This window comes from Thaumasiovibrio clandestinus, from assembly GCF_047250365.1.
In the GTDB taxonomy this organism is placed as follows: Bacteria; Pseudomonadota; Gammaproteobacteria; order Enterobacterales; family Vibrionaceae; genus Thaumasiovibrio.
This window is the reverse complement of record NZ_JBLBVL010000011.1, coordinates 20,227-37,018: the sequence shown is the minus strand read 5'-3', so window position 1 is coordinate 37,018 and position 16,792 is coordinate 20,227. Positions and strand designations below refer to the sequence as shown.

General features: G+C 48.0%; 11 protein-coding genes. 5 read left to right on the top strand and 6 right to left on the bottom strand.

Translation table 11 applies throughout. The features are described from left to right. Nucleotides 1–47 precede the first annotated feature (47 nt). Nucleotides 48–1,079, bottom strand: a complete 1,032-nt coding sequence (locus ACKLNH_RS14310) for a polysaccharide deacetylase family protein (RefSeq protein WP_413112947.1) — start codon at nucleotides 1,077–1,079, stop codon at nucleotides 48–50. A 172-nt stretch (nucleotides 1,080–1,251) separates the two neighbouring features. Next, nucleotides 1,252–1,863 carry a YtjB family periplasmic protein gene (locus ACKLNH_RS14305; RefSeq protein ID WP_413112946.1) on the bottom strand — a complete coding sequence of 204 codons (612 nt, stop codon included), beginning with the start codon at nucleotides 1,861–1,863 and terminating at the stop codon, nucleotides 1,252–1,254. A 171-nt stretch (nucleotides 1,864–2,034) separates the two neighbouring features. Here ACKLNH_RS14305 and serB point away from each other — a divergent pair, with 171 nt between their 5' ends. Then, a complete protein-coding gene (serB, locus tag ACKLNH_RS14300) occupies nucleotides 2,035–3,009 on the top strand; it encodes a phosphoserine phosphatase (protein WP_413112945.1) in 975 nt (324 codons plus the stop codon). A 28-nt stretch (nucleotides 3,010–3,037) separates the two neighbouring features. Here the strand turns inward: serB and ACKLNH_RS14295 are convergent, their stop codons facing one another. Beyond that, a complete protein-coding gene (locus tag ACKLNH_RS14295) occupies nucleotides 3,038–5,431 on the bottom strand; it encodes a PilZ domain-containing protein (RefSeq protein ID WP_413112944.1) in 2,394 nt (797 codons plus the stop codon). A 123-nt stretch (nucleotides 5,432–5,554) separates the two neighbouring features. Between ACKLNH_RS14295 and radA the strand changes: the two genes are divergently transcribed. Together radA and ACKLNH_RS14285 are read left to right on the top strand one after the other, a co-directional pair. Beyond that, nucleotides 5,555–6,931: a DNA repair protein RadA gene (gene radA / locus ACKLNH_RS14290; RefSeq protein WP_413112943.1), complete on the top strand. Its 1,377-nt coding sequence runs from the start codon at nucleotides 5,555–5,557 to the stop codon at nucleotides 6,929–6,931. A gap of 151 nt (nucleotides 6,932–7,082) precedes the next feature. Beyond that, the gene (locus tag ACKLNH_RS14285) at nucleotides 7,083–10,187 is read left to right on the top strand and encodes a beta-galactosidase (protein ID WP_413112942.1); all 3,105 of its coding nucleotides are present in this window, start codon (nucleotides 7,083–7,085) and stop codon (nucleotides 10,185–10,187) included. A 69-nt stretch (nucleotides 10,188–10,256) separates the two neighbouring features. Here ACKLNH_RS14285 and ACKLNH_RS14280 read toward each other — a convergent pair whose 3' ends face one another. Together ACKLNH_RS14280 and ettA are read right to left on the bottom strand one after the other, a co-directional pair. Next, nucleotides 10,257–11,264 carry a M23 family metallopeptidase gene (locus ACKLNH_RS14280; RefSeq protein ID WP_413112941.1) on the bottom strand — a complete coding sequence of 336 codons (1,008 nt, stop codon included), beginning with the start codon at nucleotides 11,262–11,264 and terminating at the stop codon, nucleotides 10,257–10,259. 221 nt (nucleotides 11,265–11,485) lie between these two features. Beyond that, the gene (gene ettA, locus ACKLNH_RS14275; RefSeq protein ID WP_413112940.1) at nucleotides 11,486–13,153 is read right to left on the bottom strand and encodes an energy-dependent translational throttle protein EttA; all 1,668 of its coding nucleotides are present in this window, start codon (nucleotides 13,151–13,153) and stop codon (nucleotides 11,486–11,488) included. A 405-nt stretch (nucleotides 13,154–13,558) separates the two neighbouring features. Here ettA and ACKLNH_RS14270 point away from each other — a divergent pair, with 405 nt between their 5' ends. Continuing rightward, entirely contained in the window at nucleotides 13,559–15,526 is a 1,968-nt protein-coding gene (locus ACKLNH_RS14270; RefSeq protein ID WP_413112939.1) for a transglycosylase SLT domain-containing protein, read from the top strand. Nucleotides 15,527–15,649: 123 nt separating this feature from the next. Beyond that, a complete protein-coding gene (gene trpR, locus ACKLNH_RS14265; protein WP_413112938.1) occupies nucleotides 15,650–15,952 on the top strand; it encodes a trp operon repressor in 303 nt (100 codons plus the stop codon). 57 nt (nucleotides 15,953–16,009) lie between these two features. On the opposite strand, the gene ACKLNH_RS14260 is transcribed toward trpR, so the two are convergent. Beyond that, nucleotides 16,010–16,651, bottom strand: coding sequence for a helix-turn-helix domain-containing protein (locus ACKLNH_RS14260; RefSeq protein WP_413112937.1), 642 nt, complete (start codon nucleotides 16,649–16,651; stop codon nucleotides 16,010–16,012). Between the last annotated feature and the right edge of the window lie 141 nt (nucleotides 16,652–16,792).

Sequence of the window (16,792 nt, the reverse complement as noted above, 5' to 3'; positions counted from 1 at the left end):
AGCCACTGCTTTTTTTATGGGCGTTATTTGGTTTCATGTCGCCAGATTTAATCCACAATGAGCCATTGCTGAGATAGCCAATAGTATGGGCTACCCTGACGGTGTGGTGCTGTACAGTTAACGCGATGGCGACCAGTCGAGAGGGCGTCTGGCGGAGTGACAGTCAGCGAGTGGCTGGAGTGCCACTCTACCTCGATAGCAGTGCCATTAAGGTAACACTGTAAGTGTGGGTAGTGGGCCACACTGGATGGGTCTAGTGTCAGTGTCATACTTGGCCGACGCTTGCGTGTAAGTGGGTCGGGTAATTGGGCGTAATCGACGGCTAATGGATGGGCGGATATTTTGTGTCGTAATGACGTAATACCAGCGTAGTGGCCAGATGCGTTAAAGCGCGGTAAGGCCTGCCAATCACTGTGCTTCCCAATGCTGCCTGATTGCTGACCAAAGGCGATATAGCCTTGTGCGTTTAGCCACTGCTTTAATTCAAGGTTATATTCACCATAAGGGTAGGCAAACAACTTCGGTGCGTAACCAATTTCATCATCAATGCGCTGTTGAGCACGGGTGATATTGTTTTGCGCTTGTGATAACCACTGTGGGTCATCCAGCGCTTGTCGAACGAGGTAGGCGTGGTCAGTAGTGTGATTGGCAATGGTGACGCCATTCTCTGCCATGGCTTTAAGCTGGGCCCAACTGCAGTAACCCGGATAGTTGTTGTCGATGGGATCAGTGGTGACAAACACCGTAAACGGCAAATTACGGCGCTTTAGTTCTGGGTAAACTCTATCGCAGACCGATGCAAAGCCATCATCAAAGGTAAGCGCCAGGCTTTTTGCTGGCAATGACTCGCCAGCCTGCAACGCCTCTAATGCACGGTCTAAGGCAACGATCTGGTAACCTTGCTGCTCAAAATGATCTAATTGGGCGTAAAACTGTGCCTCACGGGTTGAGGTAGAGTGAGGGGTGTCATCAGCAATATGGTGATAGATTAATATATTGAGTGGCTGTGCGGCGACTGTGGCAGTAAGTATTAGCCAAAGCAACATGATGATAGAAAAATTACGAAAAAATGGTGTCATGATGTTTGATTTATTGTGCGAGTAGGAAGCACGAAAGCGCGCTCTAAAAGGTAGGGGTATTGTAGCGCTTTTTGTCTCCCCAACGTCAGCAAAGTGTCAGTGTGAGATATAGGCGAGTTTGACGAGGCTTTAAGACGTAGGTAAGAATTTTACCTACGCCATGAATAACGGATTATTTTTTATTTGAGGTGAGCAGATATTGAAAGCGGCGAATATCACGGCGTTGCCCAAAGGTGAGGGCGAGAAGTAGCCCCATAAACATCGCGCCCAAAACGAGCCCTCTGACGGTATTGATCATTTTGTCTGCTTGATTGTTCGCAACGGCATTAATATTGGCTTGTTCAATCGTGAGACGCAAAAAGCCCACGACCTGCTTCTGATAAAGAATAGGTTCCACCACTTGTTGTCGACCAAGGCTAGCCATAGCTAAGGGGGTATTTAACCCGAGTGTTTGACTCAGTGGCATTGCATTTGGTGAGCGTGCAATGGTCACCCCTTCAAGATCGTAGAGCGTTGCATCAAGAATAAGAGGCTCTTCACTGAGTTGCAAAATAAGCGCTTCCAGCGCTTGCTGGTTACTTTGGGCAATCGATGGGGCGGCTGACTTTGCTGCTTGACGTATGACCAGACGTGTCAGGGTGTGTGTTTGTTGGCTGATAATCTGATTGTTTTGAATGGTAATCTGCGAACCATATTCGAGCATTAACACCAAGCCTCCAAAACAGAAGGCCAAGATCAGGAGTTGCCACAAATGCTTTAAACGGTTTCTTAATAAGCTCTTCATTATTCTTGTGCTGAAATTATCTGCAAATTACTATACATTGTTTGGCATCAGCCGATGTGATTTGCAAGGTCGATCACAAAAAATCGGGATCAACCGTATGGGTAATGGACTAATAGTGATGCCAGCTTGGGAAAAAAGCAAGTCGCGTGACTTTATCAAAGGAAACAGAGTATGAATGGATTCGCACCCTGGAAAATTAGAAAACACACCGGATTGCTATCGCGCTTTCCTTCGCAGCGAGGAACCTCTCGATACGCACTATCTGGGCCGAGTTGGCTTCTCTTTGGTCCTTATTTACTCCCCGCACACCTAGATGATGTCGCGGCATTTACTGGTGAACAGCCGCACGTATTATGCAGTTGGCAAGTGGGGCGGTATGAGGTCTTATTGCTATCGGGAGAATTAACCGCAGAGGTCGCCACCATTGTTGATGCAATGGGACTTGATTGTGCCACTTTGAGCGATCTTCCAGACCTATCTGAGCCGGGTTTGGCACTATTTGATATGGACTCAACGGCGATTAAAATTGAGTGCATTGATGAAATCGCCCGTTTAGCCGGTGTGGGGGAAGAGGTTGCAGCAGTTACTGAGCGTGCAATGCAAGGGGAGTTAGATTTCGAGCAAAGTTTGCGTCAACGTGTCGCAACCTTAGCTGGAGCAGATGCCGCGATATTGGGTCAGGTCCGCTCCCGTTTACCCTTGATGCCAGGAATGGGTGGGCTGGCAGCCACCTTGCATCACTGTGGTTGGCGAGTGGCAGTGGCGTCTGGTGGTTTCACCCATTTTTCTGACCACCTTAAAGAGATGCTACAACTTGATTATGCCGAATCTAATCAACTTGAAGTGAAAAATGGCAAGCTGACAGGGCAAGTGTTAGGCCGTGTGGTTGATGCACAGCGAAAAGCCGATGTCTTGCATGAACTTGCTGATACCTATGACCTTCCGCGTTATAATACCATCGCCGTTGGTGATGGGGCTAACGATTTGGTGATGATGCAGGCGGCAGGGTTAGGGGTTGCTTACCATGCTAAGCCGCGTGTTGTCGCGCAGGCTCAGCAAGCGGTTCGGCACAGCGACTTAACTGGAGTGATGTGCATACTTTCGGCGTCACTGTTACCACAACGATTGAGTTGGCGTACCCTCTAACCTCAAGTCCAAGCTCTACCTGAAAGCACTAACGTGAATTTAGGTGGAGCCGGGTTAACACCTCTTCACTAATATCAACGATCTCCCCACAGCCCATTAGAGCGTTGAATTCATTTTCAAGCTGTTGTGCACGGTGCAAGGTTTGTCTCGATAACTCAGTTAAGAGATCGCTGGTCAGTAACGTGAGTGCGCTTTTCATTGGTACAGCACTGATGCGCAATGCGATAAACCCTCCAGCCTTTTGTGCTTGTTGAATGAACTCGATGCGTTGTTCAATGGAGTTAAACGCAGTGGCAAGTTTGACATGGCTGCTGACAATTTCACCATCTTGCTTATCTAAGTGAAGGTAAATGTCATTGCTGCGACTACGTACTGGTTCAATAAAGCGCAATGGGTCGGTTAATAATGGCTTAATGTACCCTTTGAATAGGGGATCTAAGTTGTAATGTTCAGCATTGCCGCCAGCAGACAGGCTAAGTTCAGCGATCTTTTTGCCTAAGCCCCGTAGCGGTAAATTATGTCCAATGGCGCGTAAATTTAAGCGATGTTGTGCTCGTTCTGCAAAAAATGGTAAACAAGATAAGCGGCTGAGTAATGCTTGATATAACGCAAGCAGCAGCGTTTTATGGCTAATGTTTTCTTCAATAAGCTGCAGCTTGTCGTGATTTTTTTCTAATAATCGCGCTAAAAAGCGGATGCCTTTATGGGCATCATCCAAGGTAGCGAGTGTCATGCTGCGCCCATCTCGAGAAATGCGTACGCATCGATAAGGTACTTTATGCAGTAGGTTACCAGCACTGCTTTTGCTTAGTTCCGTCAATGAAACTCGTACTTTCTCATCGCGAGTGAGTGCGATAGGGTGCGGCAAAACAATATTGATTCCTTGTGAAGAGATATCAGCAGTGTGAGTTTTTAGGCTTTGATTATCTGCATAATGTAGCGTCAGCGCTGTTCTAAACTGGTAACGATGTTCACCACGTTGAGGACGTGGGTCAAAGTAGCGACATAGATCTTGGCTAAGCGTCTCGCGAGGGTGAAGATAACGGTTAAGTGCTTTGGCACCGATGGTCGGTTTTGCCGTGGCCTGATAATCTTGTTGCCCTTGCGTTGTGGTCAGATCTTCGATCATGGCAACATGACTCAGGCGGGTAAATTCACCGTTAAGATCTGGCGCGACACTATCCATCCGTTGGTAATCCTGCTCAAGCAGTGGATAAACAGATACACGAAAAACGCGCCAACTTGGGCGTTTAGAGCCAAGTAACCAGAACAGACGACGTTGTTCACTATCCATTTCTGACAACGCAGCAGAATAAAAAAAATGTTTGCTGTTGTGCGTATGAGCAAAGCTATAAATCAACGTACTGCTTTGAGTTAACCCTGGCTTACCTAGCAGCTTCATCCGTTGTGGGCTGAGCAGATGCTGCAATACGGGCAGATTGCGCTCATCATGCCAATATTGCCAAATGTGCTGGTTTTGGGTGGTCAATAAAATATGTGCAATGTCTTGTTGTGCAAGGTAGACAGGCAACGTCGTGGTGTGTTTCAGGTAGCAGTTTTCGTAGCCGCGCGTGCGAGCTTGATGGGCGATATCATCGATGTTTCTTTTTAATCGAGATGCCGTTTTTTCGGTTACCTTATCAATCGCGAGCCGGATTATATCCATTCCTTGGAGTGCCTTTACCCGTAACCAACACTCCCCATCATTGTCACATGGGTCGATGCCTAAGATTCGATAGGGAATGCCTTCGGCAAGATCCGCTTGTGCTGCGCTTTGTGCTAGCTTGGGAAAGGTAACAGTAACCGTTTGGCCAAGAATGTAGTTAAACGAGGCGGGGACTTTGAATTTGCCGCCACTGGGGGATAAGTCTTGTGTTTTGCCATTTACTTTTTGTTTGAATGGCAGCATGATTTCGATTGGGGTTGCCACATAGAGACGGTTTTCGCTGCGCTGCAGATAACTACCAAACTGGACTTTAGTGGCGACAAGTGTGTCGTTGTCGGCACAAAGATGATGCTGATTTGAATCTGTGCTTATCACCTCATGTTGATGCATGACGCGAAAGTTATTGCGCGTATTGAGTAGCTCTTGATACAGTCCTTCTCGAAACTGGTAGCCATAGAATTTTATGCGACGTAAGTAAAGGTTGTAAGCAACATCATCTAACCAATGTGTATTGCCATGCAGGGTATATTCTCGGCATTGGCCTGATACGCGCCCGCGCAGGTCGACCTTTTTATGGCACAATGACATTAGTCGCTTTATTTCTATTTTCACCAAGAGGCGAACCGATGGGGCATCTTTTTCCATTAGAAAGTCGAGCATGCCGTCAAAGTCTTCACTATCGTGGAGTGGAATAAGCTTTTCTATTATGTGTTTATGGTCATCCAGAGACATAGCGATATCGGTTAAACAGTCCATTTCATTCAACAACTTGCGGCTAGTTTACCGCAATTCTGGCGAAACAACGCAATATTATTGAGTAAGTTATTAAACGACGGCTGACATAGATGTCGCCGGATGCATTGGAGTTAAGAAAGAGCCATGGCTAAAGCAAAACGCGCTTATGTTTGTAATGATTGCGGTGCAGATTTCCCTCGTTGGCAAGGGCAGTGCAGTGCCTGCGGCGCATGGAATACCATCACTGAGGTGCGAATGGCAGCATCACCGCAGGTCGCACGTAACGAGAAATATGGCGGTTATGCCGGTCAAGCCGAAGGCAAGGTGCAGGTGTTATCTGACATTGATTTGCAGGAGGTGCCTCGCTTTAGTTCAGGGTTTAAAGAGCTCGATCGGGTATTGGGCGGTGGTGTTGTGCCGGGTGGCGCTATTTTGATTGGTGGAAGCCCTGGCGCGGGCAAAAGTACGCTATTGCTACAAACCATGTGCTGGCTTGCGGCACAGATGCCAACCTTGTACGTGACGGGCGAAGAGTCATTACAGCAAGTTGCGATGCGTGCCTCGCGGCTTGGTTTACCCAAAGATCGCCTTAAAATGTTGTCAGAAACCAGTGTTGAAAATATCTGTACGGTGGCTCAACAAGAGAAACCGAAAATCATGGTTATTGACTCCATACAGGTGATGCATGTCAATGACGTCCAATCTTCGCCGGGTAGTGTGGCGCAAGTGAGGGAGTCGGCATCTGCGCTGACGCGCTTTGCCAAGCAGAACAATGTCGCCGTATTTATGGTGGGCCATGTTACCAAAGATGGCTCTTTGGCGGGCCCTAAAGTGCTTGAGCACTGTATTGATTGCTCAATTTTGTTAGATGGTGGCAGCGATACGCGGTTTAGAACCTTACGTAGCCACAAAAACCGCTTCGGTGCGATTAATGAACTTGGCGTATTTGCAATGACCGATAAAGGAATGCGTGAAGTGACCAACCCATCGGCGATATTTCTTACTCGGGGTGAAGAGCAGACCTCAGGGAGTTCAGTCATGGTGGTGTGGGAAGGCACGCGCCCACTATTGGTCGAGATCCAAGCGTTGGTAGACTATTCACAAATGGCCAATCCGCGCCGTGTCGCCGTTGGTTTAGAGCAAAACCGCCTGGCGATCTTACTGGCAGTGTTGCACAAGCATGGTGGCTTACAGATGGCCGATCAGGATGTGTTTGTGAACGTCGTCGGTGGCGTAAAAGTAACGGAAACCAGTGCCGATCTGGCGCTTATTATGGCATTAATTTCAAGTTTTCGTGATCGTGCATTGCCGCAAGATCTGGTGGTGTTTGGTGAGGTGGGACTGGCAGGAGAGATCCGTCCGGTGCCTAGTGGGCAAGAGCGCTTAATGGAAGCGTTTAAACATGGCTTTAAGTCTGCCATTGTTCCTGCGGCGAATATGCCGAAAGGAGGAATTGAAGGGATGAAAATCTATCCTGTTTCTAAGCTGGACCAAGCGGTTGAAATTCTAAACGAGGTTTAAGCCTTATAGGCGATCGCTCTCACACTAAATGGCAAAAAATACACGTCAACGAGGAAAATGCCAATTCTGTCATGTAAACGTTTCCAGTCTTTATTTACACTGCTTTCCCGCAATGGCACAAATTAGACACGGAAAGTAGGGTAGGAAAACAATGACGGCATTTTCAGACATTCTCCAGCGACGCGATTGGGAAAACCCGCAATCAGTGAGTATTCACTGTCTGAAAGCACACAGCCCGCTTTCTAGCTTCCGCCACCCTGACCATGCGCTGGATGATAGATACATGCAGCGCCGGCCACTAAATGGTCAGTGGACGTTCAAACTTTTCGATAGCCCAGAGCAAGTAGATGGTACTTTCATTCAACCCGCCTTCAATGACACTCATTGGGACAACATTACCGTCCCATCGAACTGGCAATGCCAAGGTTACGATAAGCCGATTTATGCCAATGTAAAATACCCCTTTGAGGTGACCCCCCCATTCGTCCCTGCTGAGAACCCGACAGGCTGTTATCGCACGACATTCTCATTAACCGACCTTGAATTGATCAATGTACAACGGCTCATTTTCGATGGCGTGAACTCGGCGTTTCATCTTTGGTGTAATGGTGACTGGGTTGGCTACAGTCAAGATAGCCGACTCCCGGCTGAATTCGATTTAACTCCTTACCTTGTTGCCGGCGAAAATACATTGGCAGTGATGGTGATGCGCTGGTGTGATGGTAGTTATTTAGAAGATCAAGATATGTGGTGGTTAAGCGGTATTTTCCGCGATGTTACTTTGTTGGCGAAACCGCAGCATTGCATTGAGGATGTGTTTATCACGCCAGATTTAGATGCATGCTACCGTGATGGGTCACTGTCTATTGTTACAACTATTTCTGCCCCCGAAACCTGTCAGGTTCAAGTGCAGTTGTTTGAGGGTAAAGAGGCAGTCACTGCACCGAGTATTGCATCGCCACACAATCTCCGTATTGATGAGCGTGGCTCTTGGAGTGATGTTGTCTTTCAAACTTTGCATGTTCAAGCGCCCAATAAATGGACGGCAGAAACGCCCAATCTGTACCGGTTAGTGGTATCACTACTGAGTGAAGATGGGCAGCATTTAGAGAGCGAAGCATACCAAGTGGGATTTCGTAAAGTTGAGATCAGTGCTGGGCAGTTAATACTTAACGGCAAACCACTCCTGATCCGCGGTGTGAATCGTCACGAACACCACCCAGAGCTGGGCCATGTAATGACCGACGAGGATATGATTCGTGATATCTGCTTAATGAAGCAAAATAACTTTAATGCGGTTCGTACCGCCCATTATCCGAATCATCCTCGCTGGTATGAATTGTGTGATCAGTATGGATTGTATGTGTGTGATGAGGCCAATATTGAAACGCATGGTATGCAGCCGATGAATCGACTGTCCAGTGATCCTCAATGGGCGCATGCATACATGAGTCGCTATACACAGATGGTGATGCGTGATAAGAACCACCCATCAATTATTTTGTGGTCATTGGGCAATGAATCGGGGCATGGCAGCAACCATAACGCCATGTATGCGTGGTCTAAACAGTACGATCCATCACGTCCAGTTCAGTATGAGGGTGGGGGAGCTAACTCGACAGCAACAGACATTATTGCGCCGATGTATGCGCGAGTAAATACGCTAATTGAAGACGACGCGGTACCGAAATGGCCGCTCAAAAAGTGGATTTCGCTACCCAATGAAACCCGTCCACTTATTCTGTGTGAATATGCCCATGCAATGGGGAACAGTTTAGGAAGCTTTAATGATTACTGGGATGCGTTTCGTGAATTCCCGCGTTTGCAGGGTGGCTTTATCTGGGACTGGGTCGACCAAGGCTTGAGTCAGCGGGATGACAATGGGCAGCACTTTTGGGCTTATGGTGGTGATTTTGGTGATGAAATTAACGACCGTCAGTTCTGTATTAATGGCTTGCTTTTTCCCGATCGCACCCTTCACCCTACGATAGAAGAGGCGAAGTATTGTCAACGTATGATTACCGTCTCCCTACAAGCACAAACGCAGACGCAGTGTGATTTGTTAGTGACCAACGAGCACCTATACCGTGCGACCGACAACGAGCAGTTAAACTGGTCCTTGTTGCAGAATGGAGAGGTGATTCAGTCCGGCAGCTTTGTTCTCACATTGGAAGCCGATAGCCAACAGGTGGTTAACGTTGCGTTGGATTTCCAGCCAAAAGCGCAAGCGCACTACCATTTAAATACCGAGGTGGTTTTGCTAAATGCCACTGCGTGGGCAGCCGCTGGCCATGTCTGTGCAACAGAGCAGTTTGCGTTACGCAATCAAATGGGGTTGGTTGTGCCACGTGCTGATTATTCTGCTGCACCGCAAATGCGTCAGCACGGTAGTGCAATTCTGGTAACCAGCACGGATGAGCGATATCAGTGGTGCTGGGATCGTCGTGTGGGTTTGATGACGGACTGGAACGTGGATGGCGAGCCTCAAATGCTGGCAGCGCCACAAGATAATTTCTTTCGTGCGCCGTTAGATAATGATATCGGAGTCAGTGAAGTTGATAACGTTGATCCAAATGCATGGGCATGTCGTTGGCATATGGCGGGTATTGGTCACTGGGAGCGCGAATGCACAGCTTGCCATAGTGACGTCTTGGCCCACAGTGTAAACGTGACGTCAACGTTCGCTTATCGCTTTAATGGAGAAGTGCAAGCAATAACACACTGGGTTTATACGCTGAGTGACAATGGTGAGGTGCAATTGGCGGTGGAAGTAAAATTGGCGAGCAGCTTACCGCCAATGCCGCGTATCGGCTTGGAGCTACAACTGCCATTGAATGAACCGAATACCACCATTACTTGGCAGGGGTTGGGGCCATTTGAAAACTACCCTGATCGTCAAGCGGCAGCGCGCTTTGGTCTATACACACAACCCCTTGAACAGATGCATACCCCGTACATTTTCCCTACCGATAGTGGGTTGCGCTGTGGGACACGTATGCTGCTAATCAATGATTTGGAGATTCGTGGCGATTTTCAATTTAGTGTTAGTCAGTATGCCCAAGCCCAGTTGGCGGCAGCAAAGCACAGCAACGAATTGGTGACCGAGAAGAAGATCTACGTTCGTCTGGACCATAAACATATGGGGGTGGGAGGCGATGACTCTTGGAGTCCGAGTGTGCATGAGGCGTTCCAGTTAACGGGTAGCACCTATGCTTATCGAGTCATGCTAAAACCTGCGCAACCATTATGCGATTAGCTCTCCGGGTAAGGATACGTTCATGCCAGCCACCCCAAGCTTGGCTTGGTGATTAGATAAATCGTCGTATTAACTTTCATGTTTAGGGTAAGCGTGATCCAGAATGGCCAAGGCGGGTTCTTCTATTGGTGCTTGGCGTAATGGGCTTGGTATGATCATTGCGTCAGCCATCACTTCTACCATGTTACGCCAGCCAATACTTTTCTCATGTTGAAATAGGCGATCAAAGTTATCTGCTTGCCATTCAATAAAGGGCGTCGGATTAAGTGCCCGGCCAAGAAAACGAATTTCGTAATGCAGATGAGGGCCAGTGGATAGCCCAGAGTTCCCCGACCAAGCAATCAGTTCACCTTTGTGCACAAACTGCCCCACTTCAACATTGAATTTGCTCAGGTGGGCATAGACCGTCATAAAGCCAAACGCATGTTGCAGTCGAACGAGGTTGCCATACCCTTGACGACTTAAACGGGTTGATTCGATTACCCCATCAGCCGGAGCATAGATAGGGGTGCCCATATTGGCACTAAGATCGAGACCCAAATGTTGTTTGGTCATTCCCGTCACAGGATGCTTGCGCTGCCCATAACCTGAAGAGCGGTGGTCACTGTCTATCGGATCGCCGCTCGGAATTAGGCGCAACATCGTGCTGCGAACGGCGCTATTGATAACGGCAGTGTCGAGCTTATCTTCGATACTTTTGTTTGGTCGCTGCAAAGGGCCATGTAAGCCCATAGCCTGCTCAACATACTCAATGCGCTCATGTAACATTGAGAGCTGCATTTTCTGATTGAGCACGGTGTTATCGCGCTGTTCCAGCTGCTGTCGTTGTTGTTGATTATCGAACTGCAATTGCTGTTGATGCTGGATGAGTTGCAGGTTCTCTTGCTGTTGCTGAGCCAAGGTGTGCTTTAATTCGCTATTTTCCTGTTCACTGTTATTGAGCAGAAAGCGATAACCACACAGCAGAGTGATAAATGTTGCTAGGGCAATCAGCGCGAGTGTTTTAGGCCATGGATGCCAATCAGCACAACAAGAGACTAGGCTGGGTAGGTTTGAAGAACGAAACGTTGTGTTCATGAAGGGATCTTATATGCCTTTAATTGCATTTGTTGGCAATAGTATAGCGTCGGCTGTGATACTGATTCCAGTTTAACGAGCGGTTTATTAACTGCAATGGCGTGAAAATGGCGCGCATGACAGGAAACTTCGAGTGATATCGCACTTAGCCGAAGGATAAGCCGCGGGAGGATGGAGCCGTGATAAAGGAGAAAAAGGCCGCGAGGCGGCCTTTGGGGGAATTACTTCGTGATACGCTTATATTTCACGCGATGCGGCTCAGCGGCTGCTGCACCGATAGTTTTCTTCAACCACTCTGAATATTCGTTGTAGTTACCTTCGAAGAAGTTGACTTGGCCTTCATCACGGTAGTCAAGAATGTGGGTGGCAATACGGTCTAGGAACCAACGGTCGTGCGAGATAACCATGGCACAACCTGGGAACTCTAACAGGGCTTCTTCTAGTGCACGTAGGGTTTCAACATCAAGGTCATTGGTTGGTTCATCGAGTAGAAGAACGTTTCCGCCAGTTTTCAGTAGCTTGGCTAAGTGGACGCGGTTACGCTCACCACCAGACAACTCACCGATGATCTTCTGTTGATCGCTACCTTTGAAGTTAAAGCGCGAGCAGTATGCACGAGCTGGGATTTCAAAGTTGTTGATCTTGATGATATCCGCGCCTTCAGAGATCTCTTGGTAGACAGTTTTGCTGTCGTCCATTGCGTCACGGAATTGATCAACAGAAGCGAGCTTAACCGTTTCACCCAGTTCGATAGTGCCTGAATCAGGTTGCTCTGTACCACTTAGCATCTTGAACAGGGTTGATTTACCTGCACCGTTAGCACCGATAATACCGACAATCGCCCCTTTAGGCATGCTGAACGATAGGTCTTCAATTAAGACACGATCGCCAAATGACTTGGTCAGGTTTTTCACTTCCACGACTTTATCACCGAGACGCTCGCCTGGTGGGATAAAGAGTTCGTTGGTTTCATTACGTTTTTGATGTTCAGTGTTATTCAGCTCTTCGAAGCGCGCCATACGTGCTTTCGACTTAGACTGACGACCTTTCGGGTTTTGACGAACCCACTCAAGCTCTTTTTCGATGGTCTTTTGGCGAGCATTCTCTTGCGATGCTTCTTGTTTCAGACGTGCATCTTTTTGCTCAAGCCACGAGGTGTAGTTACCTTGCCATGGAATACCTTCACCACGGTCAAGCTCAAGGATCCAACCTGCGGCGTTATCAAGGAAGTAACGGTCGTGGGTGATCGCCACCACGGTACCGTTGTAATCGACCAAGAAGCGCTCTAACCAGCCGACAGACTCGGCATCCAAGTGGTTCGTTGGTTCGTCGAGCAGTAGCATGTCTGGCTTCTCTAGAAGCAAGCGGCAGATAGCCACACGACGGCGCTCACCACCAGATAGGTTTTCGACCAGAGCATCCCACTCAGGAAGGCGCAGTGCATCAGCTGCACGCTCAAGTGCGTTATCGAGGTTATGGCCATCTTTGGCTTGGATTAGTGCTTCTAGCTCGCCTTGTTCTTTTGCCAAAGCATCAAAGTCAGCATCTGGTTCGGCGTAAGCGGCATAGACTTCATCCAGACGCGTTAAAGCTCCCGCAACATCAGCGACCGCTTCTTCAACCACTTCACGTACCGTTTTTGTGGTATCAAGTTGTGGTTCCTGCGGAAGGTAGCCAACATTGATGCCAGGCATTGGGCGCGCTTCACCATCGATATCTTTATCGATGCCAGCCATGATGCGAAGCAGGGTAGATTTACCTGCACCGTTTAAGCCAAGAACACCAATTTTGGCGCCAGGGAAAAACGACAGTGAAATATCTTTTAGGATTTGTCGCTTTGGTGGCACGATTTTGCTCACACGCGACATGGAATATACGTATTCAGCCATAACTGATTGCGTTCTCTTTACGATAGTCGGAAAGGGATAGTATATACCGAAATGCCCCTAAGATGCATATTTCAACTTGCCTCAATTGCGGATTGGATCCATATCATAGTGTGGGATCTTGGTGTCGCTAATTGACGTAGGTCTAACAATTGCACCAGAAGCATAACGTTACTATCTCACTTTTTATCGTCTGCCTCTGCTGTGTCTGACTTTATAATTTTTGATATTGAAATGTCAGGAAATCATCGTCGCTGTGCGCTATAACACTATAACACTATAAGCCTGCTTGCGTTTTTATAAGCTCATTGATACTGGCGTTGCGGATTAGGCTGACAGACAGAAAAAGGCGATATAAGTATGAAGGTGCCATTGTGGGCACATTTACTATTGATAAGGATGAATGGCGTGCGACGAATATTTGGTTTGACTTCTATAGCCGTTGTAGCGTGCGTTGCGACTGGGGGCTTGATTGGTTATAGCGAAGCCCAAACGCAACTTGCGGTTTCAAGCCAGTCAGTGATTGAGGAAGCAGCCGTAGAACCTTATACGCGCTACGTTGCCGCGAAAGAGGCGTTGGCGGCAAATGATTGGGAACAGTTTGAGTTGCTTAGTGCTCAGTTATCCGAGTATGCATTGTGGCCCTATTTAGATTATGCGGCATTTAATGCTCAATTGGCGACCCAAACTCAACAGAGTTTACAAGCGTTCATTGCGCGACACCCTGATATGCCGTTTCGCTCCCGTGTTGTTGATGATTATCTGCGCTTATTGGCTGAGCAACAGCGTTGGGACGAGTTTTTGCTATTGCAAACCCAGCCGCCACGAACGGAGTTGTATCGCTGCTATTACTACCAAGCGAAAGCGGAAACGGGTCAGTATCAAGACGCGTGGCGAGGGGCTGAGCAGATTTGGTTGACGGGACGCAGCATCAGTGAACATTGTCGACCTTTGCTGGCTAAGTGGCAGGCAGCAAATCAGCTTACGGGAGAGTTGATTTTACAACGCATGTTATTGGTGTTTGAAGCGGGTAGCAAAGCACGGTTGAACTACCTAAATAAGAAGTTACCACTGGCGCAGAGTAATCAAGGGCAGCAGATGGTGACACTGCTGGACGAGCCTGCAGGGGTGGGGGCGTTTTCGAAAAAAAGCAAGGTGACGCTACATAATCAGCAGCTAGTTCGTTTGGCGTTTTCTCGATTGGTAAAACAAGACATCAAGCAAGCCATTATCCAGTTAAACAAAGTCGCGCAAGGACAGCATTTTGATGAAAGAGAAACTCAGGCTTTGCGTGAGATGGTGGTTCGTGAACTGTATAGTAGCGAGGATGATGAGCTAGTTGCTTGGCGTGACCGGGCATTACTAACTTCGCGTGATGTGACGCTGTTGGAGCGTAGGATTCGTCTGGCATTGCGCCATGCAGAGCGAGATGAGGCGTTACGCTGGATACAGCGTCTTCCAAATGCCGCGCAACAAACCCAGCGTTGGGTATTTTGGCGCGGCAAATTATTGCTTGAGAATGGAGACATGGCTGGCGAAACTTTATTGCGCAGCCTGCTAGGCCAGCGACACTTTTACAGTGCAGCGGCGGCAACATTACTTGATGAGGGGATTGAATTTCCTGCACCAGATGAAGTGACACTATTGCCACTAGATGATAAATACCTACCCGCGTTTGAACGAATTACAGAGCTAAAGCGAATTGATAAACAAAGTTCGGCCAGACTGGAGTGGCAATATTTATTGCGACGTAGTGCAGCGTCGCAGCAGTTGGCATTAGCGCAGGCCGCATTACAGCGTGGTTGGTATGCTGAATCAGTAGAGGCGACGATTTCTGGGCAACATTGGGAGCATTTAGCGCAACGTTTTCCACCTGCTTATCAGGCGCAATTTGACAATATGGCAAAGCAGACAGGGACGCCGAGCGTGACATTGATGTCGATATCTCGCCAAGAGAGTGCTTTTAATCCGGTCGTTGAGTCGCACGCGGGTGCTCGGGGGTTAATGCAACTGATGCCCGCCACCGCACGTGCAACAGCAAAGAAGCACCGCTTAGCGTATTCGGGAACCGCTTCGCTCTATACGCCGGAGGTTAACATTCAGCTGGGAAGCCTCTATTTGACTGATATGTTAGCCGAGATGGAGGGCAATCGAATTTTGGCGTTTGCGTCTTATAATGCTGGCCCACATCGAGTAAGGCAATGGCTGAAAAATAGCGCTGGTGAGCTGGATGTTTACGAGTTCATTGAGGCGATTCCTTTTTATGAAACACGCGGTTACGTGATGAATGTGCTGATGTTTGAGATTTATTACAATAAACTCGCGGAGCAGCCGTTGCACCTGCTAACCGAAAAGGAAGAGCGGCGTCACTACTAGCCGTATATTATTTTGTCCAGCATGAGGCCTTTGTCGCCAGAGATCACTGGCTGGTAGCAAGGCGCTGTTTTGGGAGAGCTAAAGACGGTAGAATAGGGAAAACAGCAAAAAGATAGGTGAATCATGGCAGATAGCGCGGATTTTACTGATTGGCAACAGGTCATCGATCTGTTGCGGCAGGCAACGCAAGCGGGTAAAGACGATAAATTGTTAACACTGTTGCTAACGCCCGATGAGCGCGAGTCGCTATTAGGTCGTGTAAATATTGTCAATGAGTTGTTGAAAGGAGAGTTGAGTCAACGCCAGATGAGCCAGTTGCTGGGGGTTGGCGTTGCGACGATCACGCGTGGCTCAAATGAGTTGAAGCATCAGAGCTGTGAAACAAAGCAATGGCTTGATCAGGTATTGTCTCAATATCGGCGTTAAATAAAAAAGCGATCATCTGATCGCTTTTTTTAGTTATGCAACGACGCGTTTGCGTACTTAGCTGGCAAATTGCTCAAATTGCCATTCTGATTGCACAATATACCCGTGGATTTTGTATTCTTCATGACTAACAAATAGATTTGGGAAATCGGGTTGTGATGTGGAAAATACGACACCATCGGCAATTTGCGTCATGTGATAAAAATCTGGTTCGCTATCACGAACCGAAGCAAGTACAGGCTGCTTTGGTTTGTATTTCGCTTTTAAGGTCGCTAATGCATAGCTGCCCATTGGTGCGCATTGGGCGATGTTTTCATTATCAACAATAATGCCGAGGCACTCTTCGCCACTCATATGATCAGGTAGTGACTTTTTACTGACGACTGAAACTTTTTCACCGTTCTTAAACGAAGAAAAGTCGCGTCGGCTAATGACGGGCACGTAGGTACGCGTGTGACCATTGTGTTCGTTTAGTGTGGTGGTTGGTTGCGCTTCACTATCGACTTGACCAGTAAGTAGGTAACCGATAGTGGTTTGCAGCGATGCCGCGATTTTCTCAAGTTCACGCACTTCAATGCCGTACTTGCCAGACAGTTTTCGACTCATGGTGCCTTGTTGCAACCCAAGCGCTTCACCGAGCTGCTTTTGACTAATCCCCTGTACTTTAGCCAGACGTTTTATTCTGTCTAAATATTCCATACTACTCATCCCATTGAAATAAAAGTGTCACGAAACGTTCATTGCCATCGCATTTTACGTTCGTGAGCGAGAGGCGTCAGGGCTACAAAGTGTGATCTGCGATGGGCTTCGGGATCATTGTGACTTTGATTCATAGAATGG

What these genes read in the sequence shown, in the direction of transcription:
- ACKLNH_RS14310 (WP_413112947.1), bottom strand. Translation starts at nt 1,079, where the DNA reads ATGACACCATTTTTTCGTAATTTTTCTATCATCATGTTGCTTTGGCTA.
- radA (WP_413112943.1), top strand. Translation starts at nt 5,555, where the DNA reads ATGGCTAAAGCAAAACGCGCTTATGTTTGTAATGATTGCGGTGCAGAT.
- serB (WP_413112945.1), top strand. Translation starts at nt 2,035, where the DNA reads ATGAATGGATTCGCACCCTGGAAAATTAGAAAACACACCGGATTGCTA.
- ettA (WP_413112940.1), bottom strand. Translation starts at nt 13,153, where the DNA reads ATGGCTGAATACGTATATTCCATGTCGCGTGTGAGCAAAATCGTGCCA.
- trpR (WP_413112938.1), top strand. Translation starts at nt 15,650, where the DNA reads ATGGCAGATAGCGCGGATTTTACTGATTGGCAACAGGTCATCGATCTG.
- ACKLNH_RS14280 (WP_413112941.1), bottom strand. Translation starts at nt 11,264, where the DNA reads ATGAACACAACGTTTCGTTCTTCAAACCTACCCAGCCTAGTCTCTTGT.
- ACKLNH_RS14260 (WP_413112937.1), bottom strand. Translation starts at nt 16,651, where the DNA reads ATGGAATATTTAGACAGAATAAAACGTCTGGCTAAAGTACAGGGGATT.
- ACKLNH_RS14285 (WP_413112942.1), top strand. Translation starts at nt 7,083, where the DNA reads ATGACGGCATTTTCAGACATTCTCCAGCGACGCGATTGGGAAAACCCG.
- ACKLNH_RS14305 (WP_413112946.1), bottom strand. Translation starts at nt 1,863, where the DNA reads ATGAAGAGCTTATTAAGAAACCGTTTAAAGCATTTGTGGCAACTCCTG.
- ACKLNH_RS14295 (WP_413112944.1), bottom strand. Translation starts at nt 5,431, where the DNA reads ATGGACTGTTTAACCGATATCGCTATGTCTCTGGATGACCATAAACAC.